This window comes from Bradyrhizobium sp. NBAIM01, from assembly GCF_020194115.1.
Lineage (GTDB): Bacteria > Pseudomonadota > Alphaproteobacteria > Rhizobiales > Xanthobacteraceae > Bradyrhizobium > Bradyrhizobium yuanmingense.
The window spans coordinates 887,553-909,345 of the sequence record NZ_JADYVU010000002.1 but is presented as its reverse complement, the minus strand read 5'-3'; the positions used below and the strand labels follow the sequence as shown (position 1 = coordinate 909,345).

Below are 21,793 nucleotides of genomic sequence, written 5' to 3'. Positions count from 1 at the left end.
TCCGGACATTGGACAATTTGTCCAATGTTGCAGTGCGGGAGCTTGCGCCAGACAGGGTCAGATTGCCTGGCGCCCCGCCGGGCGGTCAGCTTTGGTTTTCAGGACGTTAAGGGCGCACGAATGGCGACGGCACAGACCCCCGCAATGGCAAACCTCCACACGGGCGAGCACGGCCACGACCAGGCCAGTCCCGGCGAGATCGCCATCGGCGTCATCATCGGCCGTACCTCGGAATTCTTCGACTTCTTCGTCTTCGCGATCGCCTCGGTGATCGTGTTTCCGCGCCTGGTGTTTCCGTTCGCGAGCGAGCTGACCGGGACCCTCTATTCCTTCATGGTCTTCGCGCTGGCCTTCATGGCCCGTCCGATCGGCACCGTCATTTTCATGACGATCGACCGGGAATACGGCAAGACGGCCAAGCTGATCTCGGCGCTATTCCTGCTCGGCACCGCCACCGTCGCGCTCGCGTTCCTGCCCGGATATCAGGAGATCGGCGTCGCCGCGATCTGGCTGCTGGCGCTGGCGCGCATCGCGCAGGGTCTGGCCTGGGGCGGCGCCTGGGACGGCATGGCTTCGCTGCTGGCGCTGAATGCGCCGGCCTCGCAGCGCGGCTGGTACGCGATGGTGCCGCAGCTCGGCGCCCCGCTCGGGCTGATCGTGGCGAGCGCGCTGTTCGCCTATTTCGCCGGCCTCCTCTCGGCCGATGACTTCTTCGACTGGGGCTGGCGCTATCCGTTCTTCGTCGCCTTCGCCATCAATGTCGTCGCGCTGTTCGCGCGTCTGCGTATGGTGACGACGGAAGAATACGCCACGCTGTTCGAGACGCGCGAACTCCAGCCGGCGCGGATCTCCGAGACGGTCGCGCGCGAAGGCCAGACCATCATGCTAGGGGCCTTCGCGCCGCTGGCGAGCTTCGCGCTGTTTCACATGGTCACGGTGTTCCCGCTGTCCTGGGTGTTCCTGTTCACCCACGAAAGCCCGGTGCGCTTTTTGATCATCGAGATCGTCGCCGCCGTGTTCGGCGTCGCCGCGATCGTGGCCTCCGGCATCATTGCCGACCGCGTCGGGCGCAAGTCGCTCTTGATGGGATCGGCGATCGCGATCGCGGTCTATAGCGGCTTCGCGCCGCAGCTGCTCGACGCCGGCGCGTTCGGCGAGACCATCTACATGGTGATCGGCTTCATCCTGCTCGGCCTGTCCTTCGGCCAATCCTCCGGTGCGATCGCCTCGAACTTCCGGCAGGCCTATCGCTATACGGCCTCGGCGCTGACGTCCGACATGGCCTGGCTGTTCGGTGCCGGCTTCGCTCCGCTGGTCGCGCTGCTGCTCGCCACCAATCTCGGCGTCATTGCCTCAGGCGCGTATCTGTTGTCCGGCGCGTTCTGGACCCTGCTAGCGCTCTGGCTCAGCGGCCAGCGCGAGGCGGGCGACATGGACGCCGGGCGCTGATCGTTCGGCGCATGCAGATGGGGCAAAGGCGCTGCTCGCGCCATGCCCATCTCAGCCCTCCCGCTGCCTCAGCAACGCTTCCACATCCAGCCGCTTGGTGAACATCGCGAGCTTCCCGTCAGGCCCGAACGGCCATTGCTCCCGCGGCTTGTCCCAATACAGCTCCACGCCGTTCTGGTCGGGATCACGCAGGTAAAGCGCCTCGCTGACGCCATGGTCGCTGGCGCCATCGAGCGCAATCCCGGCCGTGAGCACCCGATGCAGCGCATCCGCCAGCGCAGGGCGCGTCGGAAACAGGATCGCGGTGTGATAGAGCCCGGTCGCATCAGGCGGCGGCGGTGAGCCGCCCTTGCTCTCCCAAGTGTTGAGCCCGATGTGGTGGTGATAGCCGCCGGCCGCGATGAAGGCCGCCCCCGAGCCCATCCGCTGCATCAGCTCGAAGCCGAGCACGCCGCAATAGAAGCCGAGCGCACGATCGAGATCGGCGACCTTAAGGTGGACGTGGCCGATCCTGGTGCCGGCAGGAATGGTGGGGCTTTGCGACATGTGAATGCTCCCTCGAAAACATGCACGTAAGCCCCGCTTCGAGCCAGTGCTACGGCCAAACTCGAAACCCATCGTTTCTGAATGGGAAACTAAGCCAGCTCCGACACCTCGCCCTCGGGCAGGCCGAACTCGAACGTGTTCAGCGTCATCGACACCAGCGTGTAGTAGCCGCACAGCCCGATGACCTCGACGACGCCGCGCTCGCCGAGCAGCTTGACCGCTTCGTCGTAGAGACCTTTCTCGACGCCGTGGCCCTCGTGCAGCGACTTCGCGAGATCGTAGATCATCTTCCCCATGGGATCGTCGAAATCGGGGGTGCGGCGGTCGCGGATCGCATCGATGATCTCGCCCTTCATGCCGCCGGCGAGCGCGAGGCGCTTGTGCGCGTACCATTCGTAATGCGCGGTCCAGTGCCGCGCCGTCACCAGGATCGCGATCTCCGACAGCTTGGCCGGGAAGATCGTGTCGAAGCGCATGACCTCGCCGAGCCGCGTGGCGTGCCGGGCCATCTCGGGACTATTGAGCCAAGCCATCATCGGAGGCGGCGGCTTGCCGCGCTTGCCGGCGATCGACTCGTCATAGGTCTGCCGCTGGCTCTCGTTCATTTCGCCAGGCGAAAGAAGTTTTAGGCGCATTGTCGTTTCCTCTTTGTTTTCAAGGCTCGCTGTGGCCGCGACTATAAATGATAAGTGGTTGAATTCCGCGGGGGCTTGGCCCAGACTCGCTGTCAACAATTCGAATGTTGGGTGATGGAAACGACCAATGACCGATCTCAAAACCAGCGATTCTGAATTCGCCGATCTCGAAACATTCCGCAACGAGACCCGCGCCTGGCTGGAGGCCAATTGCCCGCCGGAGATGCGCAAGCCCGCAACGTCCGATGCCGACGTGTTCTGGGGCGGACGCAACGCGAAATTCTCGTCCGAGCCGCAGCGCATCTGGTTCGAGCGCATGCGCGACAAGGGCTGGACCGTGCCGGATTGGCCGCGGGAATATGGCGGTGGCGGCTTGAGCGCGGCCGAGCACAAGGTGCTGCGCGCCGAGATGGCGCGGATCGGCGCCCGGCCGCCGCTGTCGAGCTTCGGCATCTGGATGCTCGGGCCGGCGCTCTTGAAGTACGGCAACGAGGCCCAGAAGAAGGAGCATCTGCCGAAGATCGCCGCGGGCGAGATCCGTTGGTGCCAGGGCTATTCGGAGCCGAACGCCGGTTCCGACCTCGCTTCGCTCCAGACCCGCGCCGAGAGCGATGGCGACGACTTCATCATCAATGGCCAGAAGATATGGACTAGTTACGCCAATTACGCCGACTGGATCTTCTGCCTGGTCCGCACCGACCCGGCCGCGAAGAAGCATGACGGCATCAGCTTCATCCTGTTCGACATGACCTCCAAGGGCGTCTCGACCAAGCCGATCCTGCTGATCTCGGGCTACTCGCCGTTCTGCGAGACCTTCTTCGACAATGTCCGCGTGCCGAAGTCGCATGTCGTCGGCACCATCAACCGCGGCTGGGACGTCGCGAAATATCTGCTCCAGCACGAGCGCGCGATGATCTCGGGGATGGGCGAGCGCGGCGTCGGCCGGCCGCTCGGCCAGATCGCGGCCGATTCCGTCGGCACCGATGGGCAGGGCAGGCTCGACGACGCCATGCTGCGCGGGAAGATCGCGCGCTTCGACGTCGATGAAGCCGCGCTCGCTGCCTGCGCCGAGCGCGCGGTCGATCTCGCCAAGGCCGGGCAGGCGCATCCGGCGTTCTCCTCGGCGATGAAATATTACGGCACCGAGCTCAACAAGCGCCGCCACGAGATCCTGATGTCGGCGGGCGGCGTCGATGCGCTGGAATGGGAGAGCGAGCGCTCCAGGCAGGGCGCCCGCCCGCGCGCCTGGCTGCGCACCAAGGCCAACTCGATCGAAGGCGGCACGTCCGAGGTCATGCTCGGCATCGTCGCCAAGCGCATCCTGGATCTGCCGGGGGCGTGAGGTTTCCGTCATTCCGGGGCGCGACGAAGTCGCGAGCCCGGAATCCATTCATCCTCCCCCTCTGCCGCCCGATGGATTCCGGGCCTGCGCCTGCGGCGCATCCCGGAATGACGAGACAACAGAGATTTCGAATCGGAAACACGCACATGGCCCTCGTCCTCACCGAAGAACAATCCATGCTCCGCGACTCCGCGCGCGGGCTGATCAGCGACAAGGCGCCGGTGTCGCACCTGCGCCACTTGCGCGACAGCAAGGACCCCACCGGCTTCTCCAAGGATCTTTGGCATTCCTTCGCCGAGATGGGGTTTGCCGGCTTGCTCGTGCCGGAAGAGTTCGGTGGCAGCGGTCTCGGTTTCGCCGAAGCCGGAATTATCATGGAGGAGATTGGCCGCACCTTGATGCCATCGCCCTTCCTCGCGACGTCAGTGGTGGCGGCATCAGTGCTGACCCGCGGCGGCAATGCCGCGCAGAAATCGGAATATCTGTCGAAGATCGCGAACGGCTCGCTGCTCGCGACGCTCGCGATCGACGAGGGCGCCAAGCATCGCCCGCTGCAGACCAGCCTCAAGGCCGCGCGCGCCGGCAACGGCTTCAAGCTCTCCGGTGCCAAGGCGCTGGTGATCGACGGTCATGTCGCCGATCTCCTCATCGTCGCCGCGCGCACCGCGGGCTCTGCCGGCGAACGCGAGGGCCTGACGCTGTTCCTGGTCAACCCCAAGGCCAAGGGCGTTGCGATCGAGCGCACCATCATGGTCGATGCGCACAATGCGGCGCGGATCGAATTCGCCAATGTCGAGGTCAATGCGGACAGCGTGCTCGGCGAGGTCGACCAGGCGGCCGGCCTGCTCGATGGCGTGCTCGACATCGGCCGCGGCGCGGTCGCCGCCGAAATGGTCGGCCTTAGCGACGAGGTGTTTGGCCGCACCGTCGAGTATCTGAAGAGCCGCAAGCAATTCGGCAAGCTCATCGGCGAATTCCAGGCGCTGCAGCATCGCGCCGCCGAGCTCTACATCGACATCGAGATCACCCGTGCCGCCACCATGAAGGCGCTGCAGGCGCTCGATGCCGACCTTGCCAAGGCCGCACCCGCCGTCGCCGTCGCCAAGGCGCGCGCCGGCACCACCGCCACGCGGGCGGTGCAGGAAGGCGTGCAGATGCACGGCGGCATGGGCATGACCGACCAGTTCGACATCGGCTTCTTCATGAAGCGCGCCCGCGTCTGCGAGGAGTTGTTCGGCGATGCGAACTATCACACCGAGCAGTTGGCCAGGTCGCGTGGTTATTGAGATGCTCTCGTAGGGTGGGTTAGCACTGCAGAAGCGCGAAGCGCATCTGCAGTGCGTAACCCACCATCTTCGTCCGGCAAACGCGGAAGCATGGTGGGTTACGCCGAGCAATTGCGCTTAGCGCAATTGCAAGGCTAACCCACCCTACGACGTTCGCCGGAGGCACCCCTTACCGCATCGGCGGTGCGTACTGCACGCCGCCTGCGTTCCACAGCTGGTTCATGCCGCGCGGGATCTTCAGCTTCGACTTCTCGCCGATGTTGCGATCGTACATCTCGCCGTAATTGCCGACGTGGCGGATGATGCGCGCGGCCCAGTCCTTGGTGAGGCCGAGCTGCTCGCCGTAGCGGCCTTCGGTGCCGACGAGGCGCATCACCTCCGGCTTCTTCGACTTCAAGGCCTCGTCGATGTTCTCCGAGGTCACGCCGAGCTCCTCGGCGTTGATCATCGCGTAAAGCGTCCACTTCACGATCATCATCCAGTCGTCGTCGCGCTGGCGCACCACGGGGGCGAGCGGCTCCTTGGAGATCATGTCCGGCAGGATCATGTGGTCGCCGGGCTTCGTCAGGTTCAGCCTGAGAGCATAGAGCTGAGAAACGTCGGCGGAGAACGTGTCGCACTTGCCGGTGTCGTACGCCTTCACCACGTCGTTGAGGTTATCGAACTTCACCTCTTCATACTTCATGTTGTTGATGCGGAAGTAATCGGCGACGTTGAGTGTCGTCGTGGTTCCGTTCTGCACGCAGACCTTGCTGTCTGCCAGGTCGAGCGAGGTCTCCTTGTTGCGCGTGCGCGGCACCATGAAGCCGACGCCGTCGTAATAGGCCACGGCCGGGAAATACAAATCGTAGTCGAGCTCGCGCGCCATGCTCCAGGTCGTGTTGCGCGAGAGGATGTCCACCTTGCGGCTCTGCAGCTCCTTGAAACGCTCGTTGGCGTCGAGCGGAACGAACTTCGCCTTGCCGGGGTCGTTGAAGATCGCAGCGGCCACCGCGCGGCAGAAATCGACGTCGAAGCCGGTCCAGTTGCCCTTGTCGTCGGGGATCGAGAAGCCCGGCAGGCCCTTGTTGACGCCGCACAGCACCTCGCCGCGGCGAACCGTGCGCCTCAGGGTGCGGGTGTCGTAAAACTCGTAAATGATCGCGCCGATGGCGACCAGCACGGCGATGGCGACCCCGATCAGCAGGCCGCCACGAAAAGTGCGCATCATGTTGCTCTCTCGAAAAATCGGGAAAAGGAATCAGGCGAGGACGGAGTGCATGATCCGGATCCGGACGACCGCGTTGGCGCAAGGCACGCTGCGGCCGTCCGAAGCAATCATGCCGGGATCATGAACCTTAGAGCTCGGGCTTCTGCCGGATGACCACCTTGGTGCCGACAGGGACGCGATCGTAGAGGTCGGCGACGTCGGCGTTGACCAGGCGGAAGCAGCCGGACGACACCTTGGTGCCGATCGTGTCGGGTCGGTTGGTGCCGTGGATGCGGTAGACGGTGGTGCCGAGATACATGGCGCGGGCCCCCAGCGGGTTGCCCGGGCCGCCGGCCATGAAGCGCGGCAGATAGGGCTGGCGCTGGATCATCTCCGGCGGCGGTGTCCAGTCCGGCCACTCCTTCTTGTTGGTGATGGTCACCAGCCCCTGCCACTGGAATCCGTCGCGGCCGACGCCGATGCCGTAGCGGATGGCGCGCCCGCCGGGCTGCACCAAATAGAGGTGACGCTCGGCCGTCGAGACGATGATCGTGCCCGGCGGCTCGGTGGTGCGGAAGTAGACCACCTGCTTCTGCCATTCCGGCTCGAGCTGGTATCCGTCATCGGCGATCAGGCCCGGCTCGTCGCCGCGGTCCGGCTGCTGGGCGAAGGCGTGCGGTGTGGACAGGGCCAGTCCCATCGCAGCCACGAAAACCCCGGTCAGGCGACGAAAATCCGTCATTCAAGCTCTCCCCGCTGCCACACAGCGCAAATCATTCGGAACCATCAAACCTGAGGGGCAAGTTCATGGCAAGTTGATGGCGCGCCGTCCTGGCATGTCACGAGAATGCTTTGGTTTTTTGACGGGCTCGGCGCAATGCCACGAACAGGGGATGGCGCGAAAAGCAGTGATTGCGACATCCTCGCCGGGAAGGTGCCCGAAGCCGCGTTCACAGATGCCGTCATGCCCGGGCTTGTCCCGCCTGCGCGGCCGAAGCCGCTTCGGCGAGGCGAAGGCGGGACAAGCCCGGCCATGACGATGTGAAGCTTCCATGCCCAATCTTCCACACCCCAGTCAGATCTTGTTGCTCCCCGCCGGGATCCCGAGCCGCCGGACGATCTCCGTCGCCACGGCGCGGGCTTCGACGCGCGAGCCGATGCGGGGGCTGCGAAACCGCCGCCCCGAATGCAGCCGGATCACCACGATGCAATGCTCGTCCTCGGAGCGGCCGCGGCGCTCGACCGTGATCGACTTGACGTCGGGTCCGGTGATTTGGTCGGCGCGCAGGCTGCCGTCGCCCCACAGGCGCTCGACGCGAATATCGTTCGGTCGAATGACCCAGAACGCGCCGGTCGCAAGGTTGGCATAGCGATAGATGGTGAATGCCGCGATCGCACCCAGCGGCAGCAGCAGGATATCGACATGGCTCGGCGAGAGGCCGCGCCACAGCTTGTAGGCATAGGGGGCCGCGGACAAAGCCACCGCGATCAGTGCGACGATGCGGATCTCCCGTGCAGGAAACGCCTCGAGAGGCTCGCCGAGATGCATCTCGGGATTGCTGGCATCGAGCGGGTTGCTCGGCGCCTCGACATTGGGAACGTCGAAATGCGCTGCGATCCACGCCACGGTGTCGCGGACATGGGTGACATCGGAAATCGGCGGCGAGGTCAGCCGCTCGCCCGAGGCCAGGGTGAAGACGAGCTGGAAGCGGGCCTTCACCCGCTTGCTGCCGGGGACCTGCAGCGCCGTGATCTCGTCCTTCCCGACGAGGCGCGTCCTTAGTTTTCCGAACGGCCGTTGCCGGCCGATCAGGATCTCGTCCGGCGTGATGATCCACACCACCGCCGGCGCCATCATGATGCCGACGACGAATCCGGCTCCCACCAGCAGCGCCACCGTCGATATCGTGATTTCCAGGAGGTCCTGCGTGAACAGACCCGGCGTGAAGCAGAGCGCAACGGCACCCGCACAGCCGGCCACGACCAGCCGCTGCGCGATCGAGGAACCTTCACGAAGGCGGATGTCGGTGCTGGTGGTCGCGTCCATTGCGGGGGCTGATTGCGTCGGTTGCGAAACTCCACGGACGGCTCCGTGGAGTCAAGCAACAAGGGCGACAATTGAAGCCCGCCGCGCGATGACCGTGCGGCGTCAGCTGCTCGCGTTCAGCAGCTTGGCCACCGTGCGGTCGATCTCGTCATAGCTGCCTTCGCCCGCGTGCTGGAACACGATCTTGCCGCTCTGGTCGACGATGTATTGCGCCGGCCAATATTGATTGCGATAGGCGCTCCAGGTCTTGGACTCATTGTCCTGCGCCACCGGATAGGTGATGCCATGGCGCTTCAGCGCGGCCTGCACGTTGGCGGCGGAGCGCTCGAACGGGAATTCCGGCGTGTGCACGCCGACCACGACGAGGCCTCGATCCCGGTACTTGGCGTAGAGGCCGGTGACATGCGGCAGCGTGTTGACGCAGTTGACGCAGCCATAGGTCCAGAAATTGACCAGCACGACCTTGCCGCGGAGATCGGCGATATGAAGCGGCTTCGAGTTGAACCAGTTGGTGATGCCGGTGAAGTCGGGCGCGGCCAGCTGGTTCGCGGCGGCGGTGACGACAGGCGCGGCGCGTGCGGCCTCGTCGCAGATGCCGGGGATGACGGCGCCGGTCACTGTGATGCCGATCAGTGCAGCAGACAGTGCGAGCAGCTTGAGAGTCATGGAAAGCGTCCTCCGGTGAAGATGAGGTGGGATCACAGGCCGATCTGGCCGGTGGGGTAGAAGCCGGTGAGCCACGCCACGATCAGCGTGTCGTATTGAAAATAGGCGGCGACCGCGAAGCCGATCACGACGACGCCAAAGCCCTGCTGCAGCCGCGGTGAGATCCGGGCCAGGCTGCGTACGCGCGTGGTCGCGGCCTGTCCGCCATAGGCTATTCCCAGCATCGGGATCGCAGCGCCAATGGCATAGGCGACCAGCAGCGTGCCGGCCCAGGCAACGTTCTTCGACGTCGCCACCAGCGTCAGGATCGAGCCGAGCACGGGCCCTGCGCAGGGCGTCCAGACCAGTCCCAAGGTGGTGCCGAGGATCAGCCCACCGAGTGCGCCGTCGCGCTGCGTGGCGCCGATGTTGCCGAGATCGAGCCAGCCGTTGATCCGGAGCGACAGCCATTCGAACGGCGCCGGCCACAGCATCAACAGGCCGAAGCCGAGCAGCAGGACCGCTGCCGCCTCGCGCAGCACGTTCGGATCGAAATCGAAGGCCCGCGTGATCGCGCCGAGCGCCAGCGCGACCACCGAGAAGGAAAAGACGAAGCCGAGCGCGATCATCGCGGGTCGCAGATGCCCCGCGCGCCCGATCGAGGCACCGAGCAGGATCGGCAACATCGGCAGTGTGCAGGGCGCGGCGATGGTGAGGATGCCGGCGAGGAGAGCAAAGAGCAGGTCGAGCATGAGGCACTCGTGAGGGAGGTCACGAGGGCTGTTCGCGTGCGGTGGGACGGTCGTTACGCAGCGTCACGGCTTCGTGACGGGGGCTGTTGCTTTGCAGAGCACGGTGGCCGCGGGCTCCCGCCTCTCCCGCTTGCCGGAGAGGCCGGCGCACTCGCAGAGTGCGGCGGGTGAGGGTTCTTTCCTCTGGGGGGAGTGCCCCGTTGCGGAAACACCCTCTCCCCAGCCCTCCCCCGCAAGCGGGGGAGGGAGCGCACCGACCGCGGAGCCGGCAACCACTCAGGCCCAAATAAAAACGACCCGGACGGGGCATCGTCCGGGTCGCTGGAGGTCTTGGGAGGTTTAACGAAACCGTATGGGAGCTTTATAGAAGGGAAGTTTTTCCGCCTGATGTTGTCGTTTGTTTCAATTGTTTCGTCAGTGGTAACGCTTCCGTGTCCGGGGAGAGGGCCAAAACGGAGGTCCTATCCCCTTGAAAACATTGTTGTTAAGCGGCGAAACGGTCGACGCCGGCGCCCTTAAGCAAATCGGCGAGTTGCTTGCGCGCATAGAACATCCGCGTCTTCACCGTGCTCTGGGGGATGCCGATGATCTGGCCGACCTCCTCCACCGACTTCTCGTGGTAATAGACGAGGTTGATGATCTCCCGATGCGCCGGCGACAGCTTCTGCACGCAGGCGCGCAGGATGGCGCTGGTGTCGCTGCGGTCGAGCGAGGTCTCCGGCGTGTCGCAACCATCAGGGATCTGACGCACGTCCTCCTGATCGATGTCCTCAAAGCGGCGCTGGCGCATCGCGGTCAGCGCCTTGAAGCGGGCGATCGAGAGCAGCCAGGTGGACACCTGCGAGCGGCCCTGGAATTGGCCGGCGGTCCGCCACACGTCCAGAAACACCTGGCTGACCAGATCTTCCGCCGTGGTGGCGTCGCGCACGATGCGCAGGATGAATCGGTACACCCGTACATTGTGCCGGCAGTAAAGGATGTGCATGGCCGTCCGGTTGCCGTCGGCAATGCTTGCGAGGAGCATGTCGTCCGAGGTCGCCTGAGCGGCAATGATGCTCTGGCTGGCTTGGGCGTTGATGGCAATGACGTTCGGCATGGACTTGGCTCCCCGTAGCGCCGCAACCGAGCGGCGTTTCCTTGGGTCAAAGTGTTAATGAGCCAACGTTTCGGGACGTCTGCACGAAAAGCGGAAAATGGTTTCGTGCGCCGTCAAATTGTTTCGCCGGACAGGGTGCGACGAAACATTCGGGGCAAAAAACCTTGTGATTTCAACGTACGGAAAATACGGGGGTGGGGATTCGGGGCCGGACGGGCGCGCCGCGGAACGAATTTAGGAGGATTGCGTTTGGTCGCGCCGCACCTACCGCTGTCGTCCCGGGGGCGATAATCTCGTAGCCCGGATGAAGCGCAGCGAAATCCGGGGCAACTCCATCCGCGGCTACAGCACCCCCGGATTGCGCTGTGCTCCATCCGGGCTACGGCAGAGCGGGTTGTGCCGCTCGCCCTACGCCTTCTCGCCCTGCGGCGAGAACAGATAGCCGCCGCCGCGGATGGTGCGGATTACGGCAGGCTTGGCCGGGTCGGGCTCGATCTTGCGGCGGATGCGCATGATGCGCAGATCGACCGCGCGGTCGAAGGCTTCGGCGTCGCGGGCGTTGGCAAGCTCGAGCAGGCGCTCGCGCGACAGCACGCGCTTCGGATTGGCCGCGAACACCTTGAGCAGCCCGAACTCGGATGCGGTCAGCGGATGCTCGTTGCCCTCGTCATCGCGCAAGGCCTGCGCTTCGAGGTCGAGCCATTTGGTGCCGAAGCGCACCAGCTGCTCCTTGTCCGACTTCGCCGCTGGCGCCTCTGCCGCCTTGGCCGGCCCGCTCCGCCGCAGCACCGAGCGGATGCGCGCCATCAGCTCGCGCAGCTCGCAGGGCTTTGCCACGTAATCGTCCGCGCCGAGCTCGAGGCCGACGACGCGGTCGATCGGGCTCGCGGTCGCCGTCAGCATGATGACGGGCACGTTGATGCGGCTCTTGAGGTCGCGGATGATCGAGAGCCCGTCTTCCTCGGGCATGTTGAGGTCGAGCACGACGAGATCAGGCATGCTGCCCTGGATCGCGGCGCGCAAGGACTTGCCGCCGTCGCACAGCGTCACGGTGAAGCCGTGCATCTTGAGGTAATCGCCGACCATCTCCCGGGCCGGAGCCTCATCGTCGACGATCATGATGTGCTGGCTTTGGGTCATGGGCTTTGCATCATGGGCTTTGCATCACGGGCTTTGACATCACGGCGCTTCAGTCGCAGGGAGGGTGATGGTGAAGGTCGAGCCCTTGCCGGGGCCCTCGCTCTCGGCGGTCACCTCGCCGCCGTGCATGTCGATGATACGCTTGACGATGGAGAGCCCAAGTCCCGTCGAGCTCTCCCCGGCAGTCGGCTTGGCCGACAGCCGCTGGAACCGGCCGAACAGGCGGCCGAGATCCTCCGGCGACAGGCCGGCGCCCTCGTCGCTGACGCTGACGATGGTGTCGCTGCCCTCGTGGACCACGGTGACGTCGATCTTGCCGCCGATCGGTGAGTATTTGATGGCGTTGCTGATGAGATTGTCGATCGCCTCGCGGATGCGGTCGGTGTCGCACATGGTGACGATGTTGGGCGGCGCGGTGACGCTGATCGCCTGCTGCTTGTTGACCGCGAGCGGCTGGTTGGCCTCGGCGACTTCCTTGACCAGGGCGGCGACGTCGACCGGCTCGCGGCGGATGGTGATGTCGAAGGCATCGGCCATCGCGTCCGAGATCAAATGATCGACCATCGTGGTCAGGCGTTTGGTGGCGTCGCGGATGTGGTCGACCTGGGCGACGACCCCGCTTTCCGAGGCGCCGGTCGAGATCAGCTCCTTGAGCATCTCGGTGCGGCCGAGAATGACGCCGAGCGGGTTCTTCAGGTCGTGCGCGACGGTGCCGAGAATCTCGTTCTTGAAGCCGTTGGCGCGCTGCAACCGCAGCCATTGCGCCGAGAGGCGGCGGTTGGCCTGCATCAGGGCGCGGGTGCGCTGGGCGACGCGGTCCTCCAGCTGGGTATTGGCGTCCTGCAGTTGCTGGTAGAGGATCACGTTGTCGAAGGCGATCGAGAGCCTGGAGGAGAAGATCTCGACCAGCGAACGGTCGGTCTCCGACAGCTCGCGCTCGGCCTGGAGCAGCACCACGACCTCGCGGCCCGATCCGGTGCGCAAATAGATCACGCTGCGGTGGTCGGCGAACTCGTTCTTGCGGCGCTGGAACGCGGCCTCCACCATCTCGCGCAGCTCGGGGTCGAGCGCCTTCGACGAGGTGGTGCCGATGAAGCGGCTGTAGCAGCCGCTGCCGGCGAGCACCGAGAGCTCGGGATCGATGCCGCCATTGTCGCGCAGCACCAGGATGCCGGCGCAATCGACGTTGAGTAGCGAAGCGAGCTGGGTCAGGACGCCCTCGGCGAGCCGCTGCATCGACTTGAAGTCGTACAGCGTGGACGCCGCGTCGATGATGATCTCCAGCCCGCGCCGGGTCTGCACCATGCGCTCGAGCTGCTGGTAGGAGCGCAGCGCCGCGGTCAGCGAGGTGAACAGCTTGTCGGCGGTGAGCTCGGTCTTGGCCTTGTAGTCGTTGATGTCGTACTGCACGATGACGCGCCGCTCCGGCGCCTGGCCGGGCTGGCCGGTGCGCAGGATGATGCGCACGGTCTCGTTCCGGATCTCGTTGCGAATGAACTCGACCAGCTCGAGGCCGGCGACGTCGGTCTCCATGATGACGTCGAGCAGCACGGCGGCGACGTCGCGGTGCTCGGCCATCAGCTTGCGCCCTTCGGCCGCGGAATAGGCCGACAGGATCTCCAGGCTCTGGCCGTTCAGGCTGTAGTCCGACAGCGCGAAACGCGTGCCGTCATGCACGGCCGGATCATCATCGATGACGGCGATCTTCCATTTCCGGGCGTTGCTGTCCTCCGACGCAGTACCGGTGTCGTCGATCAGGTGGAGGACATCGTCCTGTTCGGCCATTGAGAAGTCCCGTCACTTTCTGTGCTTTGCGCGCCGCCCTTGGCGATGCGGGGCATGATAATGCGAAAAGTAGTGCCTTGTCCCAGCTTGGATTCCAGCATCATCCGGCCGCCGAGCTGCTGGGTGACGAGGTTATAGACGATATGAAGGCCAAGTCCCGTGCCGCCTTCATTGCGCCGGGTGGTAAAGAAAGGGTCAAAGGCCTGGCGCTGCACGTCCGGGGTCATGCCGGCCCCGTCGTCGGAGAAGCTGATCTCGATGTCCTCGGTGCCGCGCGGCCGCGCCGAAATCGCGATCCGGCCGGCGCGGCCGTCGGCGAAGGCGTGATTGGCGGCGTTGAGGAAGAGGTTGGTCAGGATCTGGCCGTAGGAGCCGGGATAGCCGTCGAGCAGCAGGCCCTCGGGCACGTCGACCTCCAGCGTGATCGGCGAGCGCTTCAGCACGGGCTTGAGGCTGGCGATGATCTGGTCGGTGGCTTCGCTCAAGGAGAATTGCCGCCGCTCGGCATGGGAGCGGTCGACCGCCACCTGCTTGAACGACTGGATCAACTCGCCGGCGCGGGTCAGGTTGGCGACGAGCTGCTGCGAGGCGTCGCGCGAGGATTGCACGAACTCCTCCAGCTGCGAGCGGCGCAGGCCGCCCTCGCCCTTGAGCTGGGCTTCGAAAATCTCGGTGCGCCGGGCAAAGCTCGAAGCCACCGTCAGGCTGATGCCGATCGGGTTGTTGACCTCGTGCGCGACGCCGGCAACCAGGCCGCCGAGCGCGGCCAGCCGCTCGGCGTCGATCAGGTTCTGCTGCGCGGTGTTGAGCTCGAGCAGGGCGCTCTCGGCCTTTTCCTTGGACGCGCGCAGCTCGTCCTCGGTCCGGCGCTTGGCGATCGCGTTCTCGCGGAACACCTCCACCGCGCGCGCCATGGCCCCGACCTCGTCGCGCGCTTTCGTGCCCTGCACCTCGCGGTCGAGATCGCCGAGCGTGATCGCGCGCATCGCGGACATGATCTGCTGCAGCGGCAGGCGGATCGACAGCGCGATCAGGACGCCCGCGGTGAGGATGATGCCGAGGAAGATCACCGCGATCGACAGCACCCGGCGTGAGATATCCGCCAGCGTGCGGTCGAACACCTCCTGCGCCTTCTGCTCGCGCTGGCGCATCTTGGTCGAGAGGTCGTCGATGGCGCCGATCGCCTCGGCTTGGCTGGCGTCGATGGTGTTGCGGAGCAGCTCGGTGCGGCTCGCAAGCTGCTCGGAGAGCTTTGCAAAACCCTCGCGAAGTGCGGCGGTGCGGGCCGCGAGCCGCCGCAAGGCCATCTTCTGCAGGTCGTTGTCGGCGAGATCGATCATGACCGGGATGGTCCTCTCGATCGTCTCGGTGTGGCGGCGCGCGTCGTCGGCGGCGCCCGACGACTGCGACAGGTAATAGGAATTGGCCGCGACCAGCATCGCGGTGAAGGCTTCGCGGGATTTGCCGAGCGAGGGCCAGATCAGCGCGTCGCGATGGCCGGTGGCACCCTCGATGATGGAGTAGAGCCCCGCCATGTCCCTGGCCGGGCCCTGCACCTGCTCCTCATAGGTCTTGGCGATGGTGGACTGCACGCTGCGCAGCTCGCCGAAGCCGTTGAGGAAGCGGTCGGTGGTGCGCTCCAGCTCCTCGACCGAGCCCGACAGCATCGGGTCCTTGGCGGCGCGATTGGTCAGCGTGCCCAGCACCGCCTCGCGCAGCAACAGGATCTCGGCGAACAGGTCCGGACTCGGCTGGTTGATGTAGCGGTGGATCAGGTTCTGCAGCCGCCCGGTCTCGCTTTCGAGCAGCGCCAAGATCCGGTCGGACTCGCGCACCTGGCGCACATCGTCCCAGGCCGAGCCGAGCACCTTGGCGCCGTTCCAGATCATCGCCACCAGCACCACGACCACGGCGGAGTTCAGCGCGGCGATCGACAGGATGCGCCAGCGGATCGGCACCGCCCGTAAGAGGCCGACGATGCGCGCGCGCAGCTGCCCGATCGGGCCGGGTGGCTTGTCCGCGTGATCGCTATGTCCAAGCGCAGCCAACAGGCCTCACTCCACCTTGCGAATCCGTTCGATCAGCGCGGCCGCCGCGGGGTCGCGCGCGGCCTTGGCGTAGATTGCGGCCATGGCGTCCTCGAACGGCTTGCGGTCGATGTCCCTGATGATGGTCACGCCGGCTTCCTGCGCCTTGCGCTGCGACTGTTCCTCGAGGTCGCGCCACTTCTCGCGCATGAACCGGCTGGAGCGCTGCGCGGCCTCCTTAAAGATCGTCTGCTCCTCCGCCGACAGGCTGTTCCAGGCCTTCAGAGAGATCACCAGCACCTCCGGGCTCATCGTGTGCTCGGTGAGGGTGTAATGGCCGGCATGCTTGTAATGGTTCGTGGTCACGAAGGATGGCCAGTTGTTTTCGGCGCCGTCGATCAGATGGTTGGCAAGCCCGGTGAGCACCTGCCCGTAGGGCAGCTCGACCGGTTCGGCGCCGAGCGCGCGCATCATCTGGCTCATCAACTCCGACTGCTGCACCCGGATCCGCAATCCCTTGAGGTCCGCGATGGTCTTCACCGGGCGGACCCCGTTATAGATCGACCGCGCACCCGAATCGTAGAAGGCGAGCCCGACGAAGCCGTAGGGCTCGAAGCTGCCGAGGATCTCGCTGCCGACAGGCCCGTCCAGCACCTTCTGCATGTGCTCGATGGACCGGAACAGGAACGGCATCGCCAGCACGTTCATCGCCGGGACGAAATTGCCGATCAGGGCGACATTGGTCCGGTTGAGGTCGATCGCACCGGCCCGGGTCTGCTCGATGGTCTCCTTTTCCTCCCCGAGCTGGCGGGAGTGGAACACCTTGATCTCGTGGCGGCCCTTGGTGCGCTCGGCGATCAGGGCGCCCATGTAGCGCAGCGCCTGGACGGTCGGGTAGTCCTCGGCTTGGGTGTCGGCGGCGCGAAATTCGCGCGCAACCGCACTCGTCGCACGCATGCTCGACGAGACTGCGGCAAGCAGAAGCGCGACGAAGACCACCCCGGTCCGCGAGAGTTCGGCACGGCTCAACACTGGCACACTCAACCCCTCAGTGGTGGAGTCTATGGCGGAAGGAAAAGGTTCAATGCAATCTAAAGCGTTTTCAAGCGAAGTAGATACCGGTTCGCGTAAAGAAAACCCGTCAAATTAATAATTTAGAACCCGTTCCGATTGGAACGGGGCTCCAGCAGATGTTAAGGGAAGTCCCATCCCGCCCCCGGCCAGCGGGCTGATTGTGCGGCGCGGCCGGCGTTCATTCCCGGTTGAAACGACCAATGCCGGGGCTTAAGCAGGACAGCCGCCTCGTCGTCGCCGCGGCCTGGGAAGAGCCATCCTGATGTCAGCCTTGCGCCTTTTGCAGCTCGTTGCCGCCTTTGCGGCCCTCGCATTGGCCGCCCCTGCGCGGGCTGCCACCGAGATCGCCTGGTGGCACGCCATGTCCGGCGAACTCGGCCGGCAGCTGGAAAAGCTCGCCGCCGACTTCAACGCCTCGCAATCCGATTACCGCATCGTGCCCGTCTACAAGGGCAATTACACCGAGACGGTGACGGCGGCGATCTTCGCCTTCCGTTCGCGCACCCAGCCCGCCATCGTCCAGGTCAACGAGGTCGCCACCGCCACCATGACCGCGGCCAAGGGCGCGATCTATCCGGTGTTCAGCCTGATGCGGGACCAGGGCGAGCCGTTCTCGCTCAGTGACTATCTGCCCGCGGTCTCCGGCTATTACACCGATGCGGCCGGCAATCTGTTGTCCTTTCCGTTCAATTCCTCGACGCCGATCCTCTATTACAACAAGACCATGTTCCGCGACGCCGGCCTCGATCCGGAGGCGCCGCCGAAGACCTGGCCGGAACTGGGAGCGGCCGCCAAGCGCCTGCGCGACCGCGGCGCTGCTTGCGGCTTCACCACGTCCTGGCCGTCCTGGATCCATGTCGAGAATTTCGCCGCCTTCCATAACCTCGCGGTCGCGAGCCGGGCGAACGGCTTCGCCGGGCTCGATGCGGAATTGACCATCAACAATCCGAGGCTGGTGCATCACGTCGCGGCGCTCAGCGAATGGCAGAAGACCAGGCTGTTCGATTATAGCGGCCGTGGCCAGTCGGCCGAGCCGCGCTTCCAGAAGGGCGAGTGCGGCATCTTCATCGGCTCCTCGGCGACGCGCGCCGACATCAAGGCCAATTCGAAGTTCGAGATCGGCTACGGCATGATGCCCTATTGGCCCGACGTGAAGGGCGCGCCGCAGAACTCGATCATCGGCGGCGCCACGCTGTGGGTGCTGCGCGACCGTCCGCGCGAGGAATACAAGGGCGTGGCGCGGTTCTTCGCCTATCTGTCCCAGCCCGGCGTGCAGGCGGCCTGGCACCAGAACACCGGCTATCTCCCCGTGACCCGCGCAGCCTTCGAGCTGACGCGCTCGCAAGGCTTCTATGAGCGCAATCCGGGCTCGGCGATCTCGTTCGAGCAGATCACGCTCAATCCGCCGACCGAGAACTCCAAGGGCATCCGGCTCGGCTCCTTCGTCCTGATCCGCGGCGTGATCGAGGACGAGCTCGAGCAGGCCTTCGCCGGCCACAAGAGCGCGCAATCAGCGCTCGATTCCGCCGTCGAGCGCGGCAACAAGCTCTTGCGCCAGTTCGAGCGCGCGAGTCCCGAGCGGTAGGGTGTGTTGCGATTAGGTCTCGCCGCCGCTGCGAACGAGGTGCGCTCCCTCCCCCGCTTGCGGGGGAGGGTTGGGAGAGGGTTCTCTCCACGTTGGGATTGTCTGAAGTCTGCGGAGAGTGTCCCCACGTGGAGAGAGCCCCCACCCGGCGCTTCGCGCCGACCTCCCCCGCAAGCGGGAGAGGTGCACCGTTTCCTTGGCTTGCACCGGGTCAACCAAAGTTGCCCCTGCATTCGATACGCGAGTGCAGATGACAATCACGCCGCAACAGCTGCCTCCCTTCACCGACGCCGCAAGCTTCCGCGCCTTCCGCTCCGCCTCCGCGCAATGGCTGCCAATCGCTCTCGACATCGCGCGCAGCCACGGCCTCGGTGCCGGCTCGCCGCATGTGTTTGCGACCGGCACCAATCTCGTGGTCGGCCTCGGCGAGACGCTGATCCTGAAGATCTTTCCGCCGCTGCTCGCAGCGCAGTTCGTCTCGGAGCGCGTCGCGCTGACGCAGCTCAAAGGCCGTCTGCACCTGCCGATCCCCGAGATCGTCGCGGAGGGGATGCGCGACGGCTGGCCCTATCTCGTCATCACGCGCCTCGCCGGCAGCCTGGGTTCGGAGGTCTGGCCATCACTGCCGGAGCCGCAGAAGGAGCGCCTGCTGCTCCAGATCGGGGAGACCATCGCCGCCGTGCAGCGCGTTCCGCTCGGGGAGCTCGCGTCCATCGAGCCGCGCTGGGATGCGTTCATGCGCGCCCAGATGCAGGGCTGCCGCGCGCGGCACACGCGTCTCGGCCTCGCACCAAAATTCCTCGAAGGCCTCGACGATCTCCTACGTGACGCCCCGAAGCTGATCCCGATGGACGCGCCGCCCGTGATCCTGATCGGCGAATACATTCCCGAGAACTTCCTGCTCGCCTGCGATGACGGCCAATGGTCGCTCGCAGGTCTGTTCGATTTCGGCGACGTGCTCAGAGGGTGGCGCGACTACGATCTGCTCGGCCCCAGCGCCTTCATGGCGGCGGGCCATCCGGGAAGGGTGAAGAGCCTGCTCGAAGGTTTTGGCTATACGACGCTGGATTTCACCCTCAAGCGCCGCCTGATGGCCCTGATGCTGCTGCACCGCGCCAGCGACCTCAACAGCCACATCTGCATCGAGGGCTGGCAGGAGCGGGCCGCCAATCTCGTCGAGCTCCAGGACCTGATCTGGCCGGGCTGAGCGCTCCGCTCCGTCATTCCGGGGCGCCGCGCAGCGGCGAGCCCGGAATCCATTGTGCCGCGCGTCCTGCCGCCCGACGGATTCCGAGTTCGATGCTGCGCATCGCCCCGGAATGACTCTGGGGGCCGGGGCGAGCGCCGGCGGCTGCCTTCATAATGATCCCTCAAGCCGACCAGCCTAATTTTTACGCAATTGTGTGTCTTTGTATGCAATTACGCGTTGCGGTGCAGAGTGGTGAGAACGGGAATAATCTGTAACATCAGTAGCTTAGATGGACTTTAGTCTTCCGTTAAGCCTTGGCACAAACCTTGCGAATCCAGTTCCAGCCAAAAACTTTGTGTTGGAGCGATTTCATGAAGCGCCGCGATTTCCTTAAATCCGTTTCCGGGTTGGCCGCTGGCGCGGCGCTTCCGGCCATGCCGTCCGTGATCTCCTCGGCCAAGGCCGATGCCCGCTCGGAGACGCTGCTGATCGTCTCGGAAGGCGGCCCCAACAATCTCGACATCCATGGCATCGGCACCAACGTGCCTGGCTATGAAGTCTCCTGGAATTGCTACGACCGCCTGATCAGCCACGAGATGAAGAGCGGTCCCGGCGGCGTGCCCTATTACGACCGCGACAAGTTCAAGGGCGAACTCGCCGACGACATGAAGATCGACGACATGTCGGTCACCTTCAAGCTGAAGAAGAACGCCAAATTCCACGACGGCGCGCCTGTTACCGCGAAAGACGTGAAATGGTCGCTCGACCGCGCCGTCAGCGTCGGCGGCTTCCCGACCTTCCAGATGAGCGCGGGGTCGCTCACCAAGGCCGAGCAGTTCGTCGTGGTCGACGATCACACTGTGCGCGTCGACTTCCTGAAGAAGGACAAGCTGACGATCCCCGATCTCGCCGTGATCGTGCCCTGCATCGTCAATTCCGAGCTGGTGAAGAAGAATGCCAGCGAGAAGGATCCCTGGGGCCTCGAGTTTACAAAACAGCAGACCGCCGGCTCCGGCGCCTACAAGGTGACGAAGTGGACCGCCGGCACCGAAGTGATCATGGAGCGCAATGAGGATTGGGTCGGCGGTCCGCTTCCCAAGATCAAGCGCGTGATTTGGCGCATGGTGCCGCAGGCCGGCAACCGCCGTGCGCTGCTCGAGCGCGGCGATGCCGACATCTCCTATGAGCTGCCGTTCAAGGATTTCCAGGAGATGAAGGCGAACGGCAAGCTCAACGTGGTGTCGCTGCCGTTCTCCAACGGCATCCAGTATATCGGCATGAACGTCACCAAGCCGCCGTTCGACAATCCGAAAGTGCGGCAGGCCATCGCCTATGCGTTGCCGTACCAGAAGATCATGGACGCCGTGCTGTTCGGTCTCGGCAATCCCATGTTCGGCGCAAAGGACAAGGCCACCGAAGTCGCCTGGCCGCAGCCGCACAAGTACAACACCGACATGGAGAAGGCGAAGGCGCTGCTGGCTGAAGCCGGTTACGCCAACGGCTTCGAGACCACGATCTCGTTCGATCTCAACTTCGCCGGCGTCAACGAGCCGCTCTGCATCCTCGTGCAGGAGAGCCTCGCCCAGCTCGGCATCAAGACCACCATCAACAAGGTGCCCGGCGCCAACTGGCGCACCGAGCTCAACAAGAAGGAGATGCCGCTCTTCACCAACGTCTTCTCGGGCTGGCTCGATTACCCCGAGTACTTCTTCTACTGGTGCTATCACGGCAACAATTCCGTCTTCAACACCATGAGCTACAAGTCGGCGGCGATGGACAAATTCATCGACGGTGCGCGCACCGCGGCCGCCACCGGCGACAAGGCCGCTTACGATGCCGACGTGAAGGGCTTCGTCGATCTCGCCTTCGCCGACGTCCCGCGGATCCCGCTGTATCAGCCGTTCGTCAACGTCGCGATGCAGAAGAACATCAGCGGCTACCAGTACTGGTTCCACCGGCGGCTGGATTATCGCGCGATGGCGAAGGGGTGAGGAAAGCGAATAGGG

Annotated in this window: 18 protein-coding genes; 6 read left to right on the top strand and 12 right to left on the bottom strand. The window is 64.8% G+C overall.

Translation table 11 applies throughout. From position 1 onward, the window contains the following. Window positions 1-120 precede the first annotated feature (120 nt). The gene (locus I6F31_RS10665; protein ID WP_225153287.1) at window positions 121-1,449 is read left to right on the top strand and encodes an MFS transporter; all 1,329 of its coding nucleotides are present in this window, start codon (window positions 121-123) and stop codon (window positions 1,447-1,449) included. A gap of 51 nt (window positions 1,450-1,500) precedes the next feature. Here I6F31_RS10665 and I6F31_RS10660 read toward each other — a convergent pair whose 3' ends face one another. Together I6F31_RS10660 and I6F31_RS10655 are read right to left on the bottom strand one after the other, a co-directional pair. Then, window positions 1,501-1,995, bottom strand: a complete 495-nt coding sequence (locus I6F31_RS10660; protein ID WP_109142145.1) for a VOC family protein — start codon at window positions 1,993-1,995, stop codon at window positions 1,501-1,503. A gap of 89 nt (window positions 1,996-2,084) precedes the next feature. Beyond that, complete coding sequence (locus tag I6F31_RS10655; RefSeq protein ID WP_036001930.1) at window positions 2,085-2,630, bottom strand: carboxymuconolactone decarboxylase family protein; 546 nt, start codon at window positions 2,628-2,630, stop codon at window positions 2,085-2,087. A 127-nt stretch (window positions 2,631-2,757) separates the two neighbouring features. On the opposite strand from I6F31_RS10655, the gene I6F31_RS10650 reads away from it, so the two are divergent. Together I6F31_RS10650 and I6F31_RS10645 are read left to right on the top strand one after the other, a co-directional pair. Beyond that, window positions 2,758-3,972: an acyl-CoA dehydrogenase family protein gene (locus I6F31_RS10650; RefSeq protein WP_225147479.1), complete on the top strand. Its 1,215-nt coding sequence runs from the start codon at window positions 2,758-2,760 to the stop codon at window positions 3,970-3,972. A 146-nt stretch (window positions 3,973-4,118) separates the two neighbouring features. Further along, window positions 4,119-5,258: an acyl-CoA dehydrogenase family protein gene (locus I6F31_RS10645; RefSeq protein WP_225147478.1), complete on the top strand. Its 1,140-nt coding sequence runs from the start codon at window positions 4,119-4,121 to the stop codon at window positions 5,256-5,258. 169 nt (window positions 5,259-5,427) lie between these two features. Here I6F31_RS10645 and I6F31_RS10640 read toward each other — a convergent pair whose 3' ends face one another. From I6F31_RS10640 to I6F31_RS10595, 10 genes are all read right to left on the bottom strand, one after another. Next, window positions 5,428-6,465 carry an amino acid ABC transporter substrate-binding protein gene (locus tag I6F31_RS10640; RefSeq protein ID WP_036001959.1) on the bottom strand — a complete coding sequence of 346 codons (1,038 nt, stop codon included), beginning with the start codon at window positions 6,463-6,465 and terminating at the stop codon, window positions 5,428-5,430. Between the two features lie 130 nt (window positions 6,466-6,595). Further along, window positions 6,596-7,189: a L,D-transpeptidase gene (locus I6F31_RS10635; RefSeq protein ID WP_225134377.1), complete on the bottom strand. Its 594-nt coding sequence runs from the start codon at window positions 7,187-7,189 to the stop codon at window positions 6,596-6,598. Between the two features lie 333 nt (window positions 7,190-7,522). Continuing rightward, on the bottom strand, window positions 7,523-8,494 hold the full coding sequence (locus I6F31_RS10630; RefSeq protein WP_225185358.1) for a hypothetical protein: 972 nt from the start codon (window positions 8,492-8,494) through the stop codon (window positions 7,523-7,525). Window positions 8,495-8,596: 102 nt separating this feature from the next. Continuing rightward, window positions 8,597-9,160 carry a thioredoxin family protein gene (locus I6F31_RS10625; RefSeq protein WP_225147477.1) on the bottom strand — a complete coding sequence of 188 codons (564 nt, stop codon included), beginning with the start codon at window positions 9,158-9,160 and terminating at the stop codon, window positions 8,597-8,599. A 32-nt stretch (window positions 9,161-9,192) separates the two neighbouring features. Next, window positions 9,193-9,891 (bottom strand): cytochrome c biogenesis CcdA family protein, encoded by a 699-nt coding sequence (locus I6F31_RS10620; RefSeq protein WP_225147476.1) that lies wholly within the window; start codon window positions 9,889-9,891, stop codon window positions 9,193-9,195. Between the two features lie 484 nt (window positions 9,892-10,375). Beyond that, window positions 10,376-10,987, bottom strand: coding sequence for a sigma-70 family RNA polymerase sigma factor (locus I6F31_RS10615; protein ID WP_036020284.1), 612 nt, complete (start codon window positions 10,985-10,987; stop codon window positions 10,376-10,378). 408 nt (window positions 10,988-11,395) lie between these two features. Beyond that, window positions 11,396-12,127 carry a response regulator gene (locus tag I6F31_RS10610; protein ID WP_036001902.1) on the bottom strand — a complete coding sequence of 244 codons (732 nt, stop codon included), beginning with the start codon at window positions 12,125-12,127 and terminating at the stop codon, window positions 11,396-11,398. A gap of 39 nt (window positions 12,128-12,166) precedes the next feature. Beyond that, entirely contained in the window at window positions 12,167-13,912 is a 1,746-nt protein-coding gene (locus I6F31_RS10605) for a DUF3369 domain-containing protein (protein ID WP_074447643.1), read from the bottom strand. Next, the gene (locus tag I6F31_RS10600; protein ID WP_225185373.1) at window positions 13,882-15,912 is read right to left on the bottom strand and encodes an ATP-binding protein; all 2,031 of its coding nucleotides are present in this window, start codon (window positions 15,910-15,912) and stop codon (window positions 13,882-13,884) included. Before I6F31_RS10600 ends, I6F31_RS10605 begins: the two co-directional genes overlap by 31 nt. Window positions 15,913-15,966: 54 nt before the next feature. Further along, a complete protein-coding gene (locus tag I6F31_RS10595) occupies window positions 15,967-16,977 on the bottom strand; it encodes a TRAP transporter substrate-binding protein (RefSeq protein ID WP_057028609.1) in 1,011 nt (336 codons plus the stop codon). 298 nt (window positions 16,978-17,275) lie between these two features. Here I6F31_RS10595 and ugpB point away from each other — a divergent pair, with 298 nt between their 5' ends. From ugpB to I6F31_RS10580, 3 genes are all read left to right on the top strand, one after another. Next, window positions 17,276-18,598, top strand: a complete 1,323-nt coding sequence (ugpB, locus tag I6F31_RS10590) for a sn-glycerol-3-phosphate ABC transporter substrate-binding protein UgpB (RefSeq protein WP_197424430.1) — start codon at window positions 17,276-17,278, stop codon at window positions 18,596-18,598. A gap of 250 nt (window positions 18,599-18,848) precedes the next feature. Next, entirely contained in the window at window positions 18,849-19,805 is a 957-nt protein-coding gene (locus tag I6F31_RS10585; RefSeq protein ID WP_225185372.1) for an aminoglycoside 3'-phosphotransferase/choline kinase family protein, read from the top strand. A gap of 353 nt (window positions 19,806-20,158) precedes the next feature. Beyond that, window positions 20,159-21,778, top strand: coding sequence for an ABC transporter substrate-binding protein (locus I6F31_RS10580; RefSeq protein WP_036001875.1), 1,620 nt, complete (start codon window positions 20,159-20,161; stop codon window positions 21,776-21,778). The last annotated feature ends 15 nt before the right edge of the window (window positions 21,779-21,793 follow it).